This is a genomic window from Variovorax sp. HW608 (assembly GCF_900090195.1).
Lineage (GTDB): Bacteria > Pseudomonadota > Gammaproteobacteria > Burkholderiales > Burkholderiaceae_C > Variovorax.
Window position 1 is genome coordinate 2,392,254 of the sequence record NZ_LT607803.1, and the last position, 17,438, is coordinate 2,409,691.

General features: G+C 63.0%; 25 protein-coding genes and 1 pseudogene. 13 read left to right on the forward strand and 13 right to left on the reverse strand.

The window, feature by feature from the left end; all coding sequences use genetic code 11:
- Positions 1-80: 80 nt before the first annotated feature.
- Positions 81-2,330 (forward strand): family 16 glycoside hydrolase, encoded by a 2,250-nt coding sequence (locus VAR608DRAFT_RS11140; RefSeq protein WP_157730826.1) that lies wholly within the window; start codon positions 81-83, stop codon positions 2,328-2,330.
- A 244-nt stretch (positions 2,331-2,574) separates the two neighbouring features.
- On the forward strand, positions 2,575-2,964 hold the full coding sequence (locus VAR608DRAFT_RS38505) for an NAD-dependent epimerase/dehydratase family protein (protein ID WP_157730828.1): 390 nt from the start codon (positions 2,575-2,577) through the stop codon (positions 2,962-2,964).
- Here the strand turns inward: VAR608DRAFT_RS38505 and VAR608DRAFT_RS11150 are convergent.
- From VAR608DRAFT_RS11150 to VAR608DRAFT_RS11160, 3 genes are read right to left on the reverse strand one after another with little or no spacing between them, the layout of a single operon-like run.
- A complete protein-coding gene (locus VAR608DRAFT_RS11150) occupies positions 2,865-3,386 on the reverse strand; it encodes a GAF domain-containing protein (RefSeq protein WP_088954129.1) in 522 nt (173 codons plus the stop codon). The genes VAR608DRAFT_RS38505 and VAR608DRAFT_RS11150 overlap by 100 nt on opposite strands.
- Before the next feature lie 19 nt (positions 3,387-3,405).
- A complete protein-coding gene (locus VAR608DRAFT_RS11155) occupies positions 3,406-3,615 on the reverse strand; it encodes an MFS transporter (RefSeq protein WP_231973438.1) in 210 nt (69 codons plus the stop codon).
- Between the two features lie 8 nt (positions 3,616-3,623).
- Positions 3,624-4,709: a metal-dependent hydrolase family protein gene (locus VAR608DRAFT_RS11160; RefSeq protein ID WP_231973439.1), complete on the reverse strand. Its 1,086-nt coding sequence runs from the start codon at positions 4,707-4,709 to the stop codon at positions 3,624-3,626.
- A 494-nt stretch (positions 4,710-5,203) separates the two neighbouring features.
- Between VAR608DRAFT_RS11160 and VAR608DRAFT_RS11170 the strand changes: the two genes are divergently transcribed.
- Positions 5,204-5,440 (forward strand): hypothetical protein, encoded by a 237-nt coding sequence (locus tag VAR608DRAFT_RS11170; protein WP_088954131.1) that lies wholly within the window; start codon positions 5,204-5,206, stop codon positions 5,438-5,440.
- Positions 5,441-5,523: 83 nt separating this feature from the next.
- On the opposite strand, the gene VAR608DRAFT_RS11175 is transcribed toward VAR608DRAFT_RS11170, so the two are convergent.
- The 3 genes from VAR608DRAFT_RS11175 to VAR608DRAFT_RS11185 all read right to left on the reverse strand — a co-directional run bounded on the left by VAR608DRAFT_RS11175 (position 5,524) and on the right by VAR608DRAFT_RS11185 (position 7,833).
- Complete coding sequence (locus VAR608DRAFT_RS11175) at positions 5,524-5,985, reverse strand: universal stress protein (protein ID WP_088954132.1); 462 nt, start codon at positions 5,983-5,985, stop codon at positions 5,524-5,526.
- 249 nt (positions 5,986-6,234) lie between these two features.
- Complete coding sequence (locus VAR608DRAFT_RS11180) at positions 6,235-7,020, reverse strand: fused MFS/spermidine synthase (RefSeq protein ID WP_088954133.1); 786 nt, start codon at positions 7,018-7,020, stop codon at positions 6,235-6,237.
- 42 nt (positions 7,021-7,062) lie between these two features.
- The gene (locus VAR608DRAFT_RS11185; RefSeq protein WP_088954134.1) at positions 7,063-7,833 is read right to left on the reverse strand and encodes a YoaK family protein; all 771 of its coding nucleotides are present in this window, start codon (positions 7,831-7,833) and stop codon (positions 7,063-7,065) included.
- 148 nt (positions 7,834-7,981) lie between these two features.
- Between VAR608DRAFT_RS11185 and VAR608DRAFT_RS11190 the strand changes: the two genes are divergently transcribed.
- Positions 7,982-8,188, forward strand: a complete 207-nt coding sequence (locus tag VAR608DRAFT_RS11190; RefSeq protein WP_088958727.1) for a ribbon-helix-helix domain-containing protein — start codon at positions 7,982-7,984, stop codon at positions 8,186-8,188.
- Positions 8,189-8,321: 133 nt separating this feature from the next.
- Here the strand turns inward: VAR608DRAFT_RS11190 and VAR608DRAFT_RS11195 are convergent, their stop codons facing one another.
- Both VAR608DRAFT_RS11195 and VAR608DRAFT_RS11200 read right to left on the reverse strand, forming a co-directional pair.
- Positions 8,322-8,744, reverse strand: coding sequence for an ACT domain-containing protein (locus tag VAR608DRAFT_RS11195; RefSeq protein WP_088954135.1), 423 nt, complete (start codon positions 8,742-8,744; stop codon positions 8,322-8,324).
- A 489-nt stretch (positions 8,745-9,233) separates the two neighbouring features.
- Entirely contained in the window at positions 9,234-9,806 is a 573-nt protein-coding gene (locus tag VAR608DRAFT_RS11200) for an aspartate carbamoyltransferase (protein ID WP_088954136.1), read from the reverse strand.
- Between the two features lie 152 nt (positions 9,807-9,958).
- On the opposite strand from VAR608DRAFT_RS11200, the pseudogene VAR608DRAFT_RS38510 reads away from it, so the two are divergent.
- The 8 genes and pseudogenes from VAR608DRAFT_RS38510 to VAR608DRAFT_RS11235 all read left to right on the forward strand — a co-directional run.
- A pseudogene (locus VAR608DRAFT_RS38510) lies at positions 9,959-10,123 on the forward strand (cyclic nucleotide-binding domain-containing protein); the annotation flags it as partial.
- 53 nt (positions 10,124-10,176) lie between these two features.
- Entirely contained in the window at positions 10,177-10,512 is a 336-nt protein-coding gene (locus tag VAR608DRAFT_RS37915) for a Crp/Fnr family transcriptional regulator (protein WP_088954137.1), read from the forward strand.
- Positions 10,513-10,582: 70 nt separating this feature from the next.
- Positions 10,583-11,242 (forward strand): metalloregulator ArsR/SmtB family transcription factor, encoded by a 660-nt coding sequence (locus VAR608DRAFT_RS11210; RefSeq protein ID WP_088954138.1) that lies wholly within the window; start codon positions 10,583-10,585, stop codon positions 11,240-11,242.
- 26 nt (positions 11,243-11,268) lie between these two features.
- Positions 11,269-11,619 carry a DsrE/DsrF/TusD sulfur relay family protein gene (locus VAR608DRAFT_RS11215; protein WP_088954139.1) on the forward strand — a complete coding sequence of 117 codons (351 nt, stop codon included), beginning with the start codon at positions 11,269-11,271 and terminating at the stop codon, positions 11,617-11,619.
- 21 nt (positions 11,620-11,640) lie between these two features.
- Complete coding sequence (locus tag VAR608DRAFT_RS11220; protein ID WP_088954140.1) at positions 11,641-12,378, forward strand: MBL fold metallo-hydrolase; 738 nt, start codon at positions 11,641-11,643, stop codon at positions 12,376-12,378.
- A gap of 3 nt (positions 12,379-12,381) precedes the next feature.
- Positions 12,382-13,641, forward strand: a complete 1,260-nt coding sequence (locus tag VAR608DRAFT_RS11225; protein WP_088954141.1) for an MFS transporter — start codon at positions 12,382-12,384, stop codon at positions 13,639-13,641.
- 80 nt (positions 13,642-13,721) lie between these two features.
- A complete protein-coding gene (locus VAR608DRAFT_RS11230; RefSeq protein WP_088954142.1) occupies positions 13,722-13,976 on the forward strand; it encodes an SHOCT domain-containing protein in 255 nt (84 codons plus the stop codon).
- A 424-nt stretch (positions 13,977-14,400) separates the two neighbouring features.
- Complete coding sequence (locus tag VAR608DRAFT_RS11235; RefSeq protein ID WP_269458563.1) at positions 14,401-14,556, forward strand: glycine zipper 2TM domain-containing protein; 156 nt, start codon at positions 14,401-14,403, stop codon at positions 14,554-14,556.
- Here the strand turns inward: VAR608DRAFT_RS11235 and VAR608DRAFT_RS36935 are convergent.
- The 4 genes from VAR608DRAFT_RS36935 to VAR608DRAFT_RS11255 form a co-directional block, all read right to left on the reverse strand.
- A complete protein-coding gene (locus tag VAR608DRAFT_RS36935) occupies positions 14,553-14,720 on the reverse strand; it encodes a hypothetical protein (protein WP_157730829.1) in 168 nt (55 codons plus the stop codon). The genes VAR608DRAFT_RS11235 and VAR608DRAFT_RS36935 overlap by 4 nt on opposite strands.
- A 108-nt stretch (positions 14,721-14,828) precedes the next feature.
- The gene (locus VAR608DRAFT_RS11245) at positions 14,829-15,320 is read right to left on the reverse strand and encodes a CDP-archaeol synthase (protein ID WP_088954145.1); all 492 of its coding nucleotides are present in this window, start codon (positions 15,318-15,320) and stop codon (positions 14,829-14,831) included.
- Between the two features lie 39 nt (positions 15,321-15,359).
- Positions 15,360-15,797, reverse strand: a complete 438-nt coding sequence (locus VAR608DRAFT_RS11250) for an HPF/RaiA family ribosome-associated protein (RefSeq protein WP_157730831.1) — start codon at positions 15,795-15,797, stop codon at positions 15,360-15,362.
- A 22-nt stretch (positions 15,798-15,819) separates the two neighbouring features.
- On the reverse strand, positions 15,820-16,461 hold the full coding sequence (locus VAR608DRAFT_RS11255) for a hypothetical protein (RefSeq protein ID WP_157730833.1): 642 nt from the start codon (positions 16,459-16,461) through the stop codon (positions 15,820-15,822).
- Positions 16,462-16,643: 182 nt separating this feature from the next.
- Here VAR608DRAFT_RS11255 and VAR608DRAFT_RS11260 point away from each other — a divergent pair, with 182 nt between their 5' ends.
- Positions 16,644-16,919 (forward strand): hypothetical protein, encoded by a 276-nt coding sequence (locus VAR608DRAFT_RS11260; RefSeq protein WP_157730835.1) that lies wholly within the window; start codon positions 16,644-16,646, stop codon positions 16,917-16,919.
- Positions 16,920-16,937: 18 nt separating this feature from the next.
- Here the strand turns inward: VAR608DRAFT_RS11260 and VAR608DRAFT_RS11265 are convergent, their stop codons facing one another.
- Positions 16,938-17,408 (reverse strand): NUDIX domain-containing protein, encoded by a 471-nt coding sequence (locus tag VAR608DRAFT_RS11265; protein WP_331713028.1) that lies wholly within the window; start codon positions 17,406-17,408, stop codon positions 16,938-16,940.
- Positions 17,409-17,438: the final 30 nt, after the last annotated feature.

Genomic DNA, 17,438 nt, shown 5'->3' on the forward strand with positions numbered 1-17,438 from the left:
TCCGCCTCCTCGGCTCCGACAAGGCAGCTACCCTCGGCGGCCGCGGCGGCAATCCCCACCAACCGCACTGAGGAAGCACCATGATCAATCAACTGGTCGAGGCGAATCAGCAGGTACGGCTGCAAGGGACCACCTTTTCGATTGATGTCCTGGGCCGTTATGTTTGCAGCACTTGGGATGAAGCGACCGCGAATGGCGGCGTCGCGTTTGATGCCGTCGTCATTGGCGCGGGGATGTACGGTGCTTACTGCGCCGAGAAGATCTATCGTCTTGGACCCAACCTTCGTGTCCTCGTGCTTGACGCAGGCAGTCTTCTGGTCACGGAGCATGTTCAAAATCTGTCGCGGATCGGCCTGAACGCGGCAGCGCCTGTGTCCGTGATCCAGAACGTTGACGATCCTGGTACGCGCGAGCTTGTCTGGGGTACGCCATGGCGCAGCATGGTGGCGTTTCCCGGCCTGGCCTACTGCCCTGGCGGCCGATCCCTCTACTGGGGTGGATGGTCGCCGCGCCTCACAGATGCCGATTTGGCGAATTGGCCGCAGCCGGTGGCGACCCAGCTTCAGAGCCCGACTCACTCCGGCGATGCCTATGAGCGAGTCGAGAAGGAAACAGGCGTCTTCGACAAGACCGACTACATCTCGGGTCCGTTGTTTGATGCGTTGAAGAAGAAGTTCATGAGCGCCGCTGCTGGCGTGGCGACAGTGGATGGCATCGAAGACGCCCCGCTCGCCGTGCAAGCCGCCCCGCCGGCGTCCGGACTGTTCAGCTTCGACAAGTGGAGCAGCATGCCCATTCTCACGGACGCGGTGCGCGAAGCGGCGGGGCGCCCCGACTGGCAGCGCCGGCTCTTTATCGTGCCGAAGGCGCACGTCACCAAGCTGCAAACGGCCGGCGGGGCGGTGACGGCGATCGACGTGCGCGTGAACGGGCAACTGAAGTCCATCGGCATTCCACCCACGTGCGTGGTCGTGCTGGCCTCCGGCACCATCGAAGCCACGCGCCTCGCGCTTGAATCGTTTCCCACGCCGCTGATGGGTCGCAACCTCATGGCGCACTTGCGCTCGAACACCGTCGTGCGGATCCATCGCTCTGTCATCGACCCGGCATTGCCCGAGCGCCTGGAGGCCGCCGCGCTGCTTGTCCGCGGCTCGACCCCGAAAGGTCGCTATCACCTGCAAGTCACTGCCGCGGCGGTCGCGGGCGGTTCGGAGGACGACATGTTCCGCATGATTCCGGACATCGACCTTCTCGATCAGACGCTGGCTGCCCAGCAGGAAGACTGGATCGTTATCACGCTGCGCGGCATCGCCGAGATGAACGGCGATCGGAGTGCCAACGCAAACAAGCAAACCGGGCGGTCGCCGAGTTGGGTGGACTTGAGCGACCAGACCGATGAGTTCGGAATGCGCCGCGCGTGGGTCAATCTGGCGACCAATCAGGACGACAACGGCCTCTGGGACATCATGGACAAGGCCGCGCTCGACTTGGCCAACGCGGTCGCCAACAACGATCCGGCGAAGATCAAAGTCGTCGGGCAGGCGCGCGACGGACTTGGAACAACCCATCACGAAGCTGGAACACTCTGGATGGGCGCGAACCCGAATGATTCGGTGACCAATCTCGATGGCCGCTTTCATCACATCTCCAACGCCTACGTCGCGGGCCCTGCGCTGTTTCCCACGCTCGGCTCGGCGAACCCGTCACTCACCGCCACTGCGCTTGCGCGACGCACCGCCGAGGCGATCGTGCGCGAGTCCCTTGGCGCAGAGCCCGGCTTTTCGCCACTAGGCACCGGTGGCATCGCCGGATGGAAGACGGCCGGGTCGGGCGGCTTCGTGGAGTTGGGCGGCAACATCATCGAATCGTTCGGTGGCATCGGCCTGCTGTGGTTTACAGAGCGGCAGTTCAAGAACTTCGTGCTGCGGGTCGATTGGCGCGCTTCGGCGGTCGACGACAACTCCGGCATCTTCATTCGCTTTCCCGACCCCGGAACCGACTGGACGATTCCCGTGGCACAAGGCTACGAGATCCAGATCGACAACACCGGCAAGAATCCGGACACCAATCCGCCAACGTTCGGTGATCCGCTGCACAACACGGGAGCCGTCTACGGCCTTGCCGCTTCCACTTCCGCACCGACTGCCGGCCAGTGGCACACCTATGAGATTGAAGCCAACGGTTCGACGATTACCGTCTGGCTCGATGGCCAGCAAGTCAGCCAGCTGCAAAACGCCAACCGTTCCCCGCAGGGCTTTATCGGCCTGCAGAATCATCACGCCGGCTCCCGGGTGCAGTTCACGCGACTGCGTATCAAGCAGTTGCCTTGAATCGGGCGCGAGTTCGGAACCGTTTTTGGATTTCGGGCGTAGACACTCGATCAGCTCTTCTGCTCCTCAGCGTGGGGGATGAGAATTTCTTGGCGAGCACCTATCGTCACGCACCGACGCGTAGCCAAGTGTCGCGCCCCTTTACCACCACGATGCGAACTCACAAGGCTGCGCGATGGGGTGGCAATCCAGACAAGTCGTCAGTCACATTGCCGTTCACCTGACTCTCCAAGGAGCAGAAATCATGACTCGTCCCATCCTCATCACCGGGGGCACAGGCTTCATCGCCTCCTACCTCGCAATGGAACTTCTGGAGCGTAATCCGGAGGCGAGAGTTGTACTCTTCGATCGCGACCAGGATCAACGTCGCCTGACCGGTTTCGATGGTGCACAGGGCAAGAAGCGCTATGAGGCCGTGAAGGAGCGTCTGACCTTCAGCCCGAGGTCTCATTTGACACCGGCCGGCATCGCCGGCCGGACACTTCGACAAGGAGTCCGCCATGAACTTCAAGCGAGAAGTTATATGCTGGGTGCTCAGAGGGTTGGCAACGCGACCGGTCCAAGGTGCTCCACTGCGAAAGCAAAGGGGGCGCAGATGCCCGAAACCAGATCGATCAGCTGTCCGTCCGCCTGATCGTAAGCGTGCCGGTGAGACAGAAGATTGAGTGACCCGATCACGCAGCCCGCGCCCCAGATGGGAAGATTGAGTACCGAGTGCAGGCCGCGCTCGATCAGCAGTTCGGCTTCGGAAAACACAGCACGAATGTCCGCCTCGTCACTCCCGATGTAGGGCCGCCCCCGGTCGAGCACCTGGACTGACCAGGGCCCCTTGCCCGTGGCCTTGAAGCCGCCCGACGGGTTGGGGGTTTCATCGCTCGAGAAGATGCGGCGCATCAGCCGCTGCTCCTTCAGGAATGCAAGGCCTGTCAGGAGGCTGTAACCAAAGATGGAATCGACCAGGCGAGAAATCTCCGACCACTGCGCTTCGGAGCTCTGGGCCCGGCCAAGCGCCTGGGCGGCCTGCGCGAGGCACTTCAGCTTGGGCTCGTCTTTCATTCGTTGATGCCTTCCAGGGCTACCCTCCCGCGATCATGCGCAGGATGTAGAACTCATGGAAGTTCGTCGCAAAGGCGTTGACGAAGGTTGCAACGCAAAACAGCACCAGCGACCACATCATGACCACCTTGCGGCCGAAACGGTCACCCAGCAGTCCAGACATCAGCGCGCCCACCAGGAAGCCGACATAGGTGCTGCTGGCGATCCAGCCGGCTTGGGTGCCGCTCAACTTGTCGTTTAAAGGCGGTTCGCGTGGATGACGCCGTCCTGCATGACGAGCCGTATGGCCGTGTCATGACGGGTGAGCAACGCGATGTCGTCCAGCGGATTGCCGTCGATCAGCAGCAGGTCGGCATAGGCCTGCTCGACGATCTCCCCCAGGATGCCTGTGTGGTTCAGGATCTCGGCGCCGATCAGCGTCGCTTGCTGGATCGTCTTGGCATTGCCGAGAACCTTGGCGCGCAGCGGCAATTCTTCGGACTGCAGATCGTGCGTTTCGCCCAGCAAGTCGGAGCCGTAGCCCATCTTCACTCCCACTGCGTCGAGTACCTTCAGTACTTCCAGGCCGTTGGTGCGCACGCTTTCAATCTTGCGCACCGACTCGGGGGGAAGGCCGTACTTGGGGCCGTCGTTCGCAAGGCCCTCGTATGTGATGAGCGTGGGCACCATGTAGGCACCCATCTCCTTCATCAACTGGGCCGTCGGCTCGTCCACGAGGTTGCCGTGCTCGATGGTCCGCACGCCGCATCGGACCGCGCGCGCAATCGCCCGTGGCGTATAGGCGTGCGCCATGACATAGGTGTTGGCGTTACCTGCTTCCTCCACGATGGCTCGCAGTTCGGACTCGCAGAGCCCAAGATTGATGATCGGATCGTTGGGCGAGGCCACGCCGCCCGAGGCCATGACCTTGATCTGAGACGCGCCCTTCAGGATCTCCTCGCGCACCGCCAGACGGCAAGCATCGACGCCGTCCACCACGCGGGCAATGTTGCCGAGCTTGTAGGCACACGCGCAGGGGTCTTCCAGGATGTCGTTGCGGGCACGGAAGTCGCCGTGCCCGCCGGTCTGCGACAAGGCCTTGCCGGCACAGAACAGTCGAGGCCCGGTGACCTGCCGTGTTCTCACCGCCTCGGCCAGCGCCCAGTCGGCACCGCCTGCATCACGCACCGACGTGAATCCGCGGTCCAGCATGCCCTTCATGATCGGCAGTGCGCGAAGCAGTGCCAGTGCGTTCGGCATGCGGGCGACGGCACCGAGATTGAAGGACGAGGCCATCACGTGCACGTGGCAGTCGATGAGGCCAGGCATGAGGGTCATGCCCATGGCATCGATCTCCAGGGCGCCTTCGCAAGCCAGATCGGCCCCGCCGATCTTCTCGATGATGCCGTCCTTGATCAGGATACTGGGTTATTGCGGAGGCCACGTATCTCATCGGCAAAGAGACGAGCGTGGTGTGCTCACCCAGATATAGGGACAAGTTCAACATCAGGCATTTCGCGGACCTCAAGGACAGCACTCTGCTGCAGCACAACGAGATTCCTTTGGCGTGGGAGGACTGGTTCGCCGCCTACGGCGGTGAGCACAAAGGCGCCCGCATCGGTCCTGGCTTCAATCTCTTATCGTCGGCAGGGCAGCAAGGTCTTCGTTGGGCGAGTTACCTCACTACTGAAGCAGGATGGTTCGCGCAGCCCTCCGCTGCGACTTGTCCTTGCTTCTTCTGTCGCCGCGCTGCCTTGCAGCCTCTGTTCAGGGATCAGAAGCGGCCGGCGAGGAGCGCGTCGAGAGCGTGATTGAGGAGGCGGAGCGGATTCTGGCTGATGCTCGCCGCGCTCACGATACTTGGCATGTTCATGGTGGGATACCAGGCCGGCGTCGCGGAATCCAGAAGGACGCTTGCCATGCCGGTTCTAGCGATTGCCTTGGCGTGCGTGGTGGCTTTGATCAACTCGCTCGATCACCCGATCGGTTGGCTGACCCTGACCCAGGTGTCGCAGCAGCCGCCGATCGATCTGCTTACGGACATGGATAGCCGGCGCCTGCCTCATTCCCCATGACTGAGGTGGGCTCACCAACGCCGCTGACCGTCTGCCGAAACTCGCGACTCCGCGGCCGGCAGTCGGTCATCATCTCCACCAGGTCACGCGGCTGAGCGCACCCGAGCCTCGCGGAGCACCAGCACAGGGATCTCGGAATGCGTGAGCACCTTTTGTGTCTCGCTACCGAGCAGGAGCGCTTGCATGCCCCGTCGCCCGTGTGAAGCCATCACGATCAGGTCGCAGTGCCGCGTCCGCGCGGTCTCGATGATCGCCAGGTAGGGATGAACGTGCTCGACGGCGATGGTGTCGCAGGCGACGTCGGATTGCGTTGCGAGCGCCGACAGCTTACCGAGGTACTGGTCCGCCAGCAGACGCATTCGGGCAGCGAATTGTCGCTTGTCCTCCTCAAGCGCCTCCGACTGCAGTGTAAGGACGTGAATGGACGGCAGGACGTGCAGCCCCGTGACCTTGGTGCCTAGCTCGCGGGCGAAGGCAATGCCCTGCTGAACCGCAAGATCGGATAGCGGCGAGCCGTCGGTGGGAAGCAAGAGATGCGTGAACATACTAGTCTCCCGGCGCTTGGCGTGTCGACCTCCAGCCGCGGCCCAAATTTGACCAAGGCGGAGCCCTCGGGCTGCCGGGCGCAGTCGCCCACCGCCTTTGCAACTCGCTGCCAAGCGCGCACCTCGAGTGTTGTGCAGCACTGCAACCGGGCGCCCGGAGCCCGTGACACAAATTGTGCGCTTGCGTCGTCCGCTCGCCAACAGCAGAAGTGCCGGGGTTAAGCCACCCTATAGCAGCTCCAGCACGCCTCAGTCGGAATGAGTTGCCAATTGCGAGTGGGTGAGAAGACCGCGCTCGATACGCCAGACGCTCGAACGCAATGTCTGTTGGTGGACCGCGGCCAAGCCGTCCCAGCGCCTATTGAACTCCGAGGCGATCGAGCGAAGGCTGCCCGCCTTCGCGGCCAGTGCGACCAGGTTCGATCCCCCGCTGGCGGGGACGAGGAGCACGGCGTCTTCGCCGAAGCAGCGAACGATCCTGTCGCACAGGGCCTCGCAGGTCGGCCCCTTGCGATGAAGATTGACCGCCATGACCCCCGTGGCACTCAGCACGGACCGGCACGCGGCATAGAAGTCCGGGGTGCACAACTGCTCGGGCTGTCCGTCATAGGTGAAGCCGTCCACGAGGACGACGTCGTAGCGGTGCTTCGCGGCAGCCACGAAGCTCGCGCCGTCGTCACAGACGACCCGAAATCGGTGATCGTCGGCCGGCACCAGGAAGGTGTCGCGCATCTGGATGACGTGGGGGTTGATCTCGACGACGGTAATGTCCGCGGCCGGGACATGCCGGTAGCAGTACTTCGGCAGCGAACCCCCGCCCAAACCGATCGCAAGGATCGACTGCGGAGCGGGCTGCAGCAGCAGGCAGCCCATCATGGTGCGCGTGTACTCCAGATCCAGCCGATAGGGATCGTCGCGGCGCATGCGGCTTTGCATGGCCGAGATGTCGAAGTGCATGGCCACCGTGTGCCCGTCCTCATAGACGAACGGGCGCACCTTGTCGGGGGCGATGAAGGGGAAGAAATCGTTCAGCAAGACTGGGGTTCCACAAGCAAAGAGCGTCGTCCGGGGAAACCGTCAGATCGCGTCGCCCTCCGCGGCGGATCGCTGCGAGCGCAGGTCCATCAGCAGGGGCGGCGCCGCCAGCGCCATCAACAACGCGGCAATCGGCACGGTTGCCGAGAAACCGACCGCCTTGAACGCGACGGCACCGACGAGTCCGCCGCCGAAGAACAGGGCCAGGATCGTCGCGTGTATCGCCAGCTTGTCCCGGTCGGCCCGCACGAAGTGCTCGGGCCTGGCCCGTTCCAGGCGATTCCAGTAGAAGAGCCGCCCCAGCTCGATGCCCAGATCGGTGACGATGCCGGTCATGTGGGTGGTGCGGATCTCGGCCTTGGATATCTTGGTGACGATGGCGTTCTGCAAGCCCATGATGAAGCACAACAGCAGCACCGTGGACGGCACGAACAACTCGACGAAGCGCTCGAGATTGGCGCCGAGGAGCCCGAAGACCAGCAGCAGCCCGGCCTCGATCATCAGGCTGAGCGCGTATTCCCCGTGCAGATTCCGCCGACGTGCCCAGTTGACCAGGAAGGAAGTGGTGGCCGCCCCGACGCCGAAGGCCAGCAAGGACGCTCCACCCGCTGCGGCCAACGCCACCTGCCCGAGCACCAGATCATCGGCGATCGCCGAGACGATGCCGCTCATGTGCGAGGTGTAGCGCTGAACGGCCAGGAAACCGCCAGCGTTCACCGCGCCGGCCACAAAGGCCAGCAGACCGCCGAGTTGCCGGTTGGCGTGGCGGGTTCGATCCTTGGCCATGAGGCCACGCAAAGCCTGGGGGAGCATTGCAACGACGGGGCTCGCCGTACTCTCTTCTGGCGTGCAACGAGACGCCAAGGCGCCGAGTGCCCGGAGAGGCCGGTGCTTGATAGTTGAATCCAATGTGTCTGAAGTGACACGTAAATTATAATGTCATGATAATTCTATGACCCCCCTGGAGCTGAAGACCGCCCGCCTCACCGTCCTGATCGATCCGGCCAAGAAGAAGGCCTTCGAGACGCTTTGCGCGCAGCAGGATGTCACGCCGTCGCAGGTAGTGCGACGGTTCATCCGCGACTACCTGGCTCATCACGGCGCGAGCTACACGCCCAGCGGGCCGCGGAGTTCGTCTCAGCCCAATCGGGATAGCCAAACGCCCTAGGCGGTATCGCAAAGCACCTGCGCAGACGGGTGTCGGCTTTTCTTGCGCCCGCAGAACTGCGCTGCGGGTGCGGCCAGCTTCCTACGCTGTCACTCCAGTGGATCTAGGTGGAGGAGGGCCGTGCCGCCCCTCATCAGGTCTGCCGCAGAATTTCCATCGCCTTGTTGGCATCGTCCAATGAGTCCAGTCCCACATAGGCCACGAACTGCTTGCCGATGACGGAGGCCGAGAACCCGCTGAGATTGATGCCGCCATCTGCCAGCTTCTGCGTCAACGCTGCGGCAACCCCCGGCCGATCGGCGCCCATCAGCCGCACGCAGTGCAGACGCCGGGTGACATTGAAGCCCACCACGGCGGCCGCCCTGACCTCGGCGTCGCCCTGCAGCGGGGTAACGAACACAACCCCCTTGCCGGGCTCCTCCTGAGCTCTGCGCGCGATGATGAATTGCAGGTCCGCCCCGGCCTCGTGCAGGACCGTCAGCACCTGGGCCACGCCGCCGGGCTTGTCCGGAACGGATGCAGCCCAGACGTCCACGGATTCGACGAGAAGATCCATGGCAGATCTCCTTTCGGCAACAAGAATACCCAAATGAAAATATAGATCGCGAGCGGTTCGCGAGCAAACGCGGACAGCCCCCTGCATTGGCCTGCGGGAACGCCGTCAGGTCGAAGGTCAGCGATTCAAGCGATGCCGCTGCTCGCTACGCTGAGACCGTGCGCAGTTCCAACGCCGCTTGGCGAACGTCCGTGGAAGAGAACTGTTCGATTGTGGAAGCTACCTATTTCGAGGGGTCCGCTCGACGCAATGCAGTCATGCAATGCCAACTGGACGAGGTCGATTTGCGCAATGCCCGGCTCAAGAAGCTACTTTCCGAACTGGTGTCAAGTGAGGGCAGGAGTCGGCGCCAGGACCAGTCGTTCGCGGCAGCCTCAGAAATTGAGGGCGCCTGTCCCGAAACGCGTGCATACAAGCTGGGCGCCAAGGAACAATTCGCGCGACCGGCCCACGATGCGGGTCATCCAACGTACATGACAATCGCTCCGCTCAAGGCATACGTCCGGCCGTGGCGTCCTTGCCATGATCGGAGACTTGCGCATCGAACCACTCGTGGATGGCCGCTACCAATATCGGGTCGGCGGTGCGGTACGCTAGTTGTGCGCCACCTTTGACGTCTTTGTAGTCGATGGTGATCTGGCCCGGCTTGGCCGCCTTGAGGTCTGCCAGTCCTGGCATCCGGGCGCCATGGACGTGGCTCGGCCCCGAAAAATCCCCCTCGAGAAACTGGGCCCGGATGTCTTTCAAGTGTTGCCGCACCAAAGCAGTTTGCTTGGCATCCGCTTTGTCGCGCGCCACCACTTGCTGGACACCGCCCTCAGCGTCCTTGGTGAAAATGTGCAGGGTCTGCGCCAAGCTGAACGGCATCACCTCCGGGCCGCGTTCGGCCACTTCGGATTGGCGCTGCGCCTTGGCCATCGCGGCCATGTGGGCGGTGTGGTCCATCTGCATGTGCTCCATGCCTGGCATCGGCATGGGCATCGGGGTCTGTGAACTCGCCAGTTGCGCCTGGGCCATCGACGCGATGGTGAGCGTTGCTGCAAGAGAAATGAATCGGCGCATGGTCTTCCCCGAAGTTGACGTCGATCGCATCCTATGGCGCCATACGCAGATTTGCATATGACTGAAATCACATGGCGCATGATCGATCCCTTGAGCCCGCTTCGGCCTCTGCAGCAGAAATGGCCCGAGCCATGCCCAACCATCTCTGCGCAATGTCGCGTCAGATCGACTTGAGCGCAGGCGGCATGTTGTTTCGCACTGGCGATAGGGTCAGAAGCACCTTTCTGGTGATCTCGGGAGAAGTCCGCCTGGTCCGGGTCGGCCGAGGAGGCGCTGAAATCACTCTGCAACGCTCGCGGGGCGGTTTTGTTGCCGAGGCCAGCCAGACTCGAAGCTCTACCACTGTGACGCCGTCGCGTCCGAACCGTCGGTGGTCCAGGCCTTTCCGATCGGCGCCTTCAAACGTGCGCTGGCCCAAGACCCCGACTTTTGCCGGCAATGGCACACCATTCTTGCGCGGGAGGTGCGCAAACTGCGCGCGCAATGCGAACGACTAAGCCTCAAAACCGCCGAGGATCGCATCCTTCACTACATCGAAGCGGAAGGGGTAGGAGGCGTCGTTCTGCTTGCCCAGACCAAAAAGGCCTGGGCCAACGACCTCGGATTGACCCATGAGGCGCTCTACCGCGCACTTAAGCGCCTACAGGATGGTGGCATTCCTGAAGATGACAGGCCGGCGCCTGGAACTTGTCGCTTGACGGAGTGACCAGTGGCCCGCTCGATGCCTGGTTGCGTGTGCACGTAGACATTATTCCAATATTCGTTAGAATAAAAACATGAACACGCATGTGATCAAAAACCTGCTGTACGAGCAGGTGGCCCGGATTGGCAAAGCCCTCTCCAGCCCCAAGCGCCTGGAGTTGATCGAGTTATTGGCCCAAGGCGAAAAGAGCGTCGAGACGTTGGCGACGCAGGCGGAGATCGACATCCGGCTGGCCAGTGCGCACCTGAGGGCACTGCGGGAAGCGCGCTTGGTCGAAACCCGCCGCGAAGGCACCTTCATCCACTACCGACTCAGCGGGCCAGACGTGGCTCCGCTCTGGGTGTCCTTGCGTGAAGCGGCCGAGGAGCACCTGGTCGAACTGCGCGTCGCGCTGGAGCAAATGACGGCGCACCCAGAGGCCTTGGTGATGGAGAGCAAGGCCAGCCTGCTCGCGAAAGCCCGCACAGGGGAGGTCATCATCATCGACGTACGACCGGGCACCGAGTTTCAGGCGGGTCACTTGCCGTTTGCGCGCTCGTTGCCGCTCACGGAGTTGAAGCAGCGCCTGGCGGATTTACCGACCGATCGCGAAATCGTCGCCTACTGCCGTGGTCCGTTCTGCCTGATGTCAGAGGAGGCGGTGCGCTTGCTGCGCGCCCGCGGGTTTGCGGCCAAAAAGCTCAGTGACGGCGTCAGTGAATGGGCCGCCAGCGGACTTCACATCGAGCGCTGAATGCACAGACCTCCCAAGGATCGCCCATGAAGACCCTGCTCATCCTCAACGACGCACCCTACGGATCGGAACGCACCTACAACGGCCTGCGCCTGGCAGGCGCTTTGGCCAAACGAGAAGGCAACGAGGTTCGGGTCTTTCTGATGGGTGATGCGGTACTGACCGCCCATCGGCACCAGAAGGTTCCGGCCGGCTTCTACAGCACCGAAGTCATGTTGGCCGCCGTTTCCCGTCGCAGTGGTCAAGTCGGCGCTTGTGGGTCGTGCCTCGATGCGCGGGGAATTGCCACCGCAGACCTGTCTGAGGGTTGTCACCGCAGCACGCTCGAAGAACTGGCCGACTGGCCGGGCTGGTCGGAGAAGGTGCTGGTCTTTTGAAGCGGCGAACCGGAGAAAACCATGTTTTTTAAGCAACTGGCCACCAAGGAATCCTCCCTGTCGTACTTCTTCGGCTGTGGCGGCCTGGGCAAGGCCGTCGCGGTCGATGTCGTCGCCGGCGACGAGGACTGGTTCGTCCACGCCGCCAAGGAAGCGCAAGTCGAAATCACGCATGTCATCGACACCCATGTGCATGCAGACCATTACTCGGGTGGCCGGCAATTGGCCGCAAGGGTGAGAGCGGCGTACGGTCTACACGAGTCCAACCAGGGGCGGGTCCACTACGATTTCCTGCCACTGAAGGATGGGCAATTGCTGGACGTCGGCAACGTCAAGATCCGGGTCCTGCACACGCCGGGACACACACCGGATAGCCTTTGCCTGCTGGTCACCGATAAGCGCCGGGCCGAGCAGCCTTGGTTCGTCGTGACGGGAGACACCCTATTTGTCGGCGCCGTCGGTCGCCCCGATCTCGCGGGAAAGGAACGTGAGATGGCGGGCGTGCTGTACGACAGCCTGCACACCAAGCTGCTGTCGCTGCCCGACGAAGTGGAGATTTATCCCGGCCATCAGGCGGGGAGCGTCTGCGGCGCTGGCCTCTCGGGCAAACCGGCCTCTACCCTCGGTTTTGAAAAGCGCTGGAACACGGCGTTGTCCCTTGAGCGCGCCGCCTTCATCGAGACGGTAACGCAAACCATTCCGCCGCGTCCGGCTGACATGGAAGCCATGGTGCGTTTCAACCTGGGATTGGAGCGCTGACGCATGCAAACAGCGGCCATTCGCCTCGGTCTACGCGAGAACCTCAGTCAATTCTCGTTGCTGCTACTGGTCAATGCCTTTGTCGGCGCCATGGTAGGGCTGGAGCGCAGCATCCTGCCGGCCGTTGCCGAGCGCGAGTTTGACATTGCCGCCAGGTCGGCGATCTTGTCTTTCATCGTCGTCTTTGGCATTAGCAAGGCGCTGACCAACTACTTTGCTGGCCGCCTCTCGGATCGCTGGGGCCGCAAGCATGTCTTGGTCGCCGGCTGGCTGGTGGCCTTGCCGGTGCCCTGGATCCTCATGTGGGCGCCAACCTGGAACTGGATCGTTGCCGCCAATGTGTTGCTCGGAGTGAGCCAAGGTCTCACCTGGTCCACGACGGTCATCATGAAGATCGACTTGGTGGGTCCCAAGCAGCGTGGGCTGGCGATGGGTCTCAATGAATTCTCGGGCTATTTCGCAGTCGCGGGCAGCGCGTTGGCGACAGGCTGGATGGCGGCCCAATACGGTCTGCGCCCGCAGCCGTTCTACCTGGGGGTGGTCTACACGACGCTCGGCTTGCTACTGTCCGCGCTGGTGGTGCGAGAAACGCGCCACCATGTCGCTCACGAAATGCGCGCCCACCACGCCGGCGAACCGGCGCCGCCCCTCAGTCAGGCGGAGGTCTTTCGGCGCGCCTCGCTCATCGACCGCAACTTGTCCAGTGTCAGCCAGGCCGGCCTGGTGAACAACCTCAACGATGGCCTGGCCTGGGGGTTGTTTCCTCTGGTGTTTGCTGCGGCCGGCATGACCCTGACACAGATCGGCATGCTCGCCGCCATCTACCCAGCGGTCTGGGGCATCGCGCAGATTGGCACTGGGGCGCTGTCCGACTGGGTCGGCCGCAAGCAGTTGATCGTCTGGGGGATGTGGGTGCAAGCCGCTGGCATTGCCGTGACCGCCATGACCTCAACATTTGCGGGCTTCGCCTGGGGCGGCGTACTTCTCGGCGTCGGCACCGCAATGGTCTACCCGACCCTGCTGGCGGCCATCGGTGACGTTGCCTATCCCGCATGGCGCGCTTCCGCCGTCGGTGTGTACCGCCTCTGGCGCGATTTGGGCTATGCCGTCGGTGCCCTCTTGGCAGGTATCACGGCCGATGTGCTGGGAGGACTCGCCGCCGCCGTCTGGCTGATTGCCGGCATCACGTTTTTGTCGGGGGTGGTCGCGGCGGTGCGGATGAGCGAAACACTGGCCAGCAAGAAGCCTGCGCCGGTGGGCTGAGCTGCTGTGTGGTCGCTGGTTGGGTCAGGGCCTCAAGTCACGGCTATTGGCTCATTTGCCGCATTGAAGAGGAAAAGCACATGATGTGGAACTGGAACGGATATGGCGGATTGGGCTTCGGTGTCCTGCTCATGGTCGTGTTCTGGGCGTTGGTCGTGCTCGGCGTCATGACATTGTTCCGTTGGTTGACGGGGGATTCGCCGTTCGATCGAAGGCAGAGTTGGGGACCACCACGGCGCGACAAAACAGCGATCGAGATTCTGCAAGAGCGCTATGCACGCGGTGAGATCGGTCGCGAGGAATTCGAGCAGAAGCGCCGGGATCTGGGGGCCTGATCCCCAGTCGCCATCCGGGCCGCCGATTGCCGAGATGGCCCAGTTGCCACAATCCGCTGAGCGTCCAAAGGACGAAACCGCTCTCGCGGTAGGCGCTTCGCGCCAAGTCCAAGAGGTTCATTTCCTGAGTTGTTGCCACTGTTGACGGGGAGGCAATTCCGCCTCGTCTCGACGGAGCATCAACCGTGGACACGATCACTTCGGCCATCACCCCGTTGCGCCAACGCATGCTCGAGGACATGCCGATCGTGCATCGCTACCCGACCCGGCACACACCGCCTTCGGCCTCCCCAACGTACGCCCAGGCATCTACGTATTCGCCGCAGCCCGGACCACGCAACCCGCGTACTCGCAAGTCCCGTCCGCGGCCCCGCAGTCTGCGCCGGTGGCGCAATACAACCCCGTTGAAATCGGCCTCGGCGCAGTGGTCGGAGGTCTGCTGGGCAACCAGGTCGGCAATGGCAATGGCAAGACCCTAGCAACCATCGCCGGGGCCCTCCCTCCGAGGCGCCATAGGTCAGGCACCAGTGCGCAGTCGATTTTCGGAGGTGCCTGGGCCTTCGCGAGGCGCGCCCACTAGACCTTGAACTCCTTGTCCAGGACGAATACCTTGACGGTCTCTCTCTGGACGCCATCAAAGGCCATGGCTTCCGCCGTCGCGGGGGACTCCATGCCCTTCATGAACGCGTCCAAGTCATCGGGCTCAAAGCACACCGCGACTTGATTGTCCGCGTTGGCCGCCAAGCCGATTTGCTTGGTGACGATCTGGCTCCGGAAGAGCGCGCCGTGGGTCCGAAAGCCCTTCTCCCACTTAACGGTGCAGGTGCTACACGGCACCGTGACCGGCTGCGATCAGTAGGGACGGTCGCGCAAGCCCAGGCGGTGGAATAGCCAAGCCACCGGCGTTTCCATCAGCAGAAAAGCCAAGGTCACGCCGCCAATCACCGGCCAGGGGATGGCCAGCGCGTGCTGCATCACCAGCAGCGGCAGCAATGATTCGGGAACCTGGTCGATGCCGAAGGCCTGTCCGCTCGGCGCGACGTCCAGACGGCGCTTGACAAAGCTGGAGAGTACGTCTCCGATCATTGCCAAGAAGCCGAATAGCGCGCCCACGTCGGGCGGGAAACCAAGAACCGGAGCAACGACCGCCGCCGCCGTCACGGCGGCGGCGAGCCCACGCCACGTCTTGGAGGGGCCGAGCCACGGCCGGCCGTCGAAGAAAGGATGGCCGAAGTCGATCGGGGTGCACCAGTACTCGCCCAGCATGCTCTTGAACAGGATCGGTGCGCCGTTGGCCGCGGTGAGCAGCAACAGCAGTCGCACTCCCAACCAGAACACGTCCATGTCCGCCTCAGCCGATTTTGTGGCAATCAGGCCCGGATTTCACTCGCCGCCTGTGTCGTCGCCCTCGCGGTGCGTGACCGCGGCGTGATGCTTGACCTCGCCGCGGCGGATCTGCTGGCTGTCTTCCAGCCTTCGCCTGATCGCGTCGAAGGCATCTCGCAGCGCGATATGGGCATCGTGCTCGTGCGCGTGCGAGACGATGAGCTCCCGGCCCGGCAGTGTCACGGCCACCCGGGCGGAGAAGAAACCGCCCGGTTGCCCATGCTGCGATTCCTTGGATATGGTCACGTGGCAGGCCGTCAGGTCCGCGAAATACCGCTTGAGATGCTCGACGCGGGATCGGGCGAGATCTTCGACTGCGTCCGAGCGCGCGATGCCGTCGAACTGAATGGCGAAAGGCAGGTTCATTTCACGTGTTTCCGAATGTATGTCGATACGATCGCGCATCTCCAGTGCCAGACGTTTGCGCTGGCGCAAGTCTTCGCCGCGCGGAGTGCCTCTACTTGCCCGGCGACTGTGGTCCGGCAGATCCGGGGCCGCGAGCTTGTTCGATCGCCTTGGCCGCGGCGTCGCGAGCGGCTTGTGCGGCTTTGCGCGTCGCTTCGGCAGCAGTCTGGAGGGCTTCCCGCGCGCTCTGGGCTGCCTTCTCGGCCTCTTCCTGGGTCGACTGCGCAGCGACCCTGGCCGCTTCTTCCGCTCGTCGCAGTGCCTCCTCCGTGGCCTTCGTAGCCTTCCTGCCTTCTTCCAACGCTGCATTGGCGGCTTCCTTGCTGGCATCCAGTGCCAGGGCCGACGATTCAGAGGCCTTTGCTTCGAAGCGCCTGGCAGCCTCTGCGGCTTTCTGCGCGGCGCGCCGAATGCCTTCCGCCAACGCCTTGGAAATCTTTCCAGCGTGGACCTTGCCTTGCTCGGCAGCGGCATTCGCCGCGTCGGCTGCCTTCTTCGCCGCGCGTTGCGCCTCTTGCGCAGCCCTGCTGGCGGCATCCTTGGCCTTCTGGGATGGCGTCGACGCTGGGCTGAGTTGGCCCGGAGGGTCCGAGCCTGCGGCAGGGGAGGCGGAGCCAAGGGTGAGGCCAAGAACGGCGATCAATATCTTCATCCGCATGGCTGTCTCTCCCAAAGTCGATATGGCGAGCTTCATGCGGGCAACGACCGAGGCGGTTGAGCTATCGCAAAGAACGTCGCTCTCGGAATGCGTATGCGCGAGAGCTCTGCCACGGGAATGGCTTGATCAAGCGTTCTTGGCTTCGAATATCTTGCGCGGCGTCAAAGCATTTCCAAGGCGGGTCCGTATCTTTGCTTCAGCCCGTCGAAAGGACTGCCGTGAAGACTCTCTGGATCTATTTCCACGCATCCGTCGCCTCGATCACGTGGCTCTTCATCCTTCTGGCGCTGTCCCTGGCTCTGCTGGATGCCAATGCCGGCATCCAGCAGGACCCGGTCTTTACCGTGATCGGAGTCCTTTTGATGCTCGGACACCTGAGCGGAGGAACGTATCTGATGCATTGCATACGCGAAGAGGTTCGCGGGGCAAGGCGCGCGGACGCTGAGAGCGGCAGCGCGAGCCCCAACGACACCCACCTGCACGCATCATCCTGAGTTCGACGCGCGCAAATCCTACTGCGCGGCCATGCTTTCGAGCCGTTCGATGAACACCCGTTGCGCCGGGTGCACGCGGCGGCAAGCTTCCTCGATGGCGAACCATTCGGCGCGATCAGCCTCGGGATAGCGCACGCGCTGCCCTGAGCGCGGCGGCCATTCGAGTTCGAAGGTGTTCGATACCGACGCCTTCGGGTCGCAGTCACCTTCGAACGCCCAGGCTGCGACAACCTTTCCGCTGCGCAGCCGGGCTTCGCCGAGGCTCCGGTGGATGGAGCCCGGCGGAAAGCCGGTCTCCTCGGTGAACTCCCGCTTTGCCGCTTCGAGGGCATCTTCCGCCTCGCTGTCGTATTCGCCCTTCGGTATCGACCACGCACCCTCGTCCTTTTTCGCCCAGAACGGTCCGCCCGGGTGCACGAGCAGCACCTCGATCGCACCGTACTTGCGTCGGTACATCAGCAGCCCTGCGCTTCGTATTGCCATCGGCATCGATTGGATCACCTCCCGAGTGCTTGCGCT

Bases quoted from the DNA above. Each gene is read 5' to 3' on its own strand.
- VAR608DRAFT_RS11140 (WP_157730826.1), top strand. From the start codon at position 81: ATGATCAATCAACTGGTCGAGGCGAATCAGCAGGTACGGCTGCAAGGG.
- VAR608DRAFT_RS38505 (WP_157730828.1), top strand. From the start codon at position 2,575: ATGACTCGTCCCATCCTCATCACCGGGGGCACAGGCTTCATCGCCTCC.
- VAR608DRAFT_RS11150 (WP_088954129.1), bottom strand. From the start codon at position 3,386: ATGAAAGACGAGCCCAAGCTGAAGTGCCTCGCGCAGGCCGCCCAGGCG.
- VAR608DRAFT_RS11160 (WP_231973439.1), bottom strand. From the start codon at position 4,709: ATGGGCATGACCCTCATGCCTGGCCTCATCGACTGCCACGTGCACGTG.
- VAR608DRAFT_RS11170 (WP_088954131.1), top strand. From the start codon at position 5,204: ATGCTCGCCGCGCTCACGATACTTGGCATGTTCATGGTGGGATACCAG.
- VAR608DRAFT_RS11175 (WP_088954132.1), bottom strand. From the start codon at position 5,985: ATGTTCACGCATCTCTTGCTTCCCACCGACGGCTCGCCGCTATCCGAT.
- VAR608DRAFT_RS11185 (WP_088954134.1), bottom strand. From the start codon at position 7,833: ATGCTCCCCCAGGCTTTGCGTGGCCTCATGGCCAAGGATCGAACCCGC.
- VAR608DRAFT_RS11195 (WP_088954135.1), bottom strand. From the start codon at position 8,744: ATGGATCTTCTCGTCGAATCCGTGGACGTCTGGGCTGCATCCGTTCCG.
- VAR608DRAFT_RS11200 (WP_088954136.1), bottom strand. From the start codon at position 9,806: ATGCGCCGATTCATTTCTCTTGCAGCAACGCTCACCATCGCGTCGATG.
- VAR608DRAFT_RS11210 (WP_088954138.1), top strand. From the start codon at position 10,583: ATGAACACGCATGTGATCAAAAACCTGCTGTACGAGCAGGTGGCCCGG.
- VAR608DRAFT_RS11215 (WP_088954139.1), top strand. From the start codon at position 11,269: ATGAAGACCCTGCTCATCCTCAACGACGCACCCTACGGATCGGAACGC.
- VAR608DRAFT_RS11220 (WP_088954140.1), top strand. From the start codon at position 11,641: ATGTTTTTTAAGCAACTGGCCACCAAGGAATCCTCCCTGTCGTACTTC.
- VAR608DRAFT_RS11225 (WP_088954141.1), top strand. From the start codon at position 12,382: ATGCAAACAGCGGCCATTCGCCTCGGTCTACGCGAGAACCTCAGTCAA.
- VAR608DRAFT_RS11230 (WP_088954142.1), top strand. From the start codon at position 13,722: ATGATGTGGAACTGGAACGGATATGGCGGATTGGGCTTCGGTGTCCTG.
- VAR608DRAFT_RS11245 (WP_088954145.1), bottom strand. From the start codon at position 15,320: ATGGACGTGTTCTGGTTGGGAGTGCGACTGCTGTTGCTGCTCACCGCG.
- VAR608DRAFT_RS11255 (WP_157730833.1), bottom strand. From the start codon at position 16,461: ATGAAGCTCGCCATATCGACTTTGGGAGAGACAGCCATGCGGATGAAG.
- VAR608DRAFT_RS11265 (WP_331713028.1), bottom strand. From the start codon at position 17,408: ATGCCGATGGCAATACGAAGCGCAGGGCTGCTGATGTACCGACGCAAG.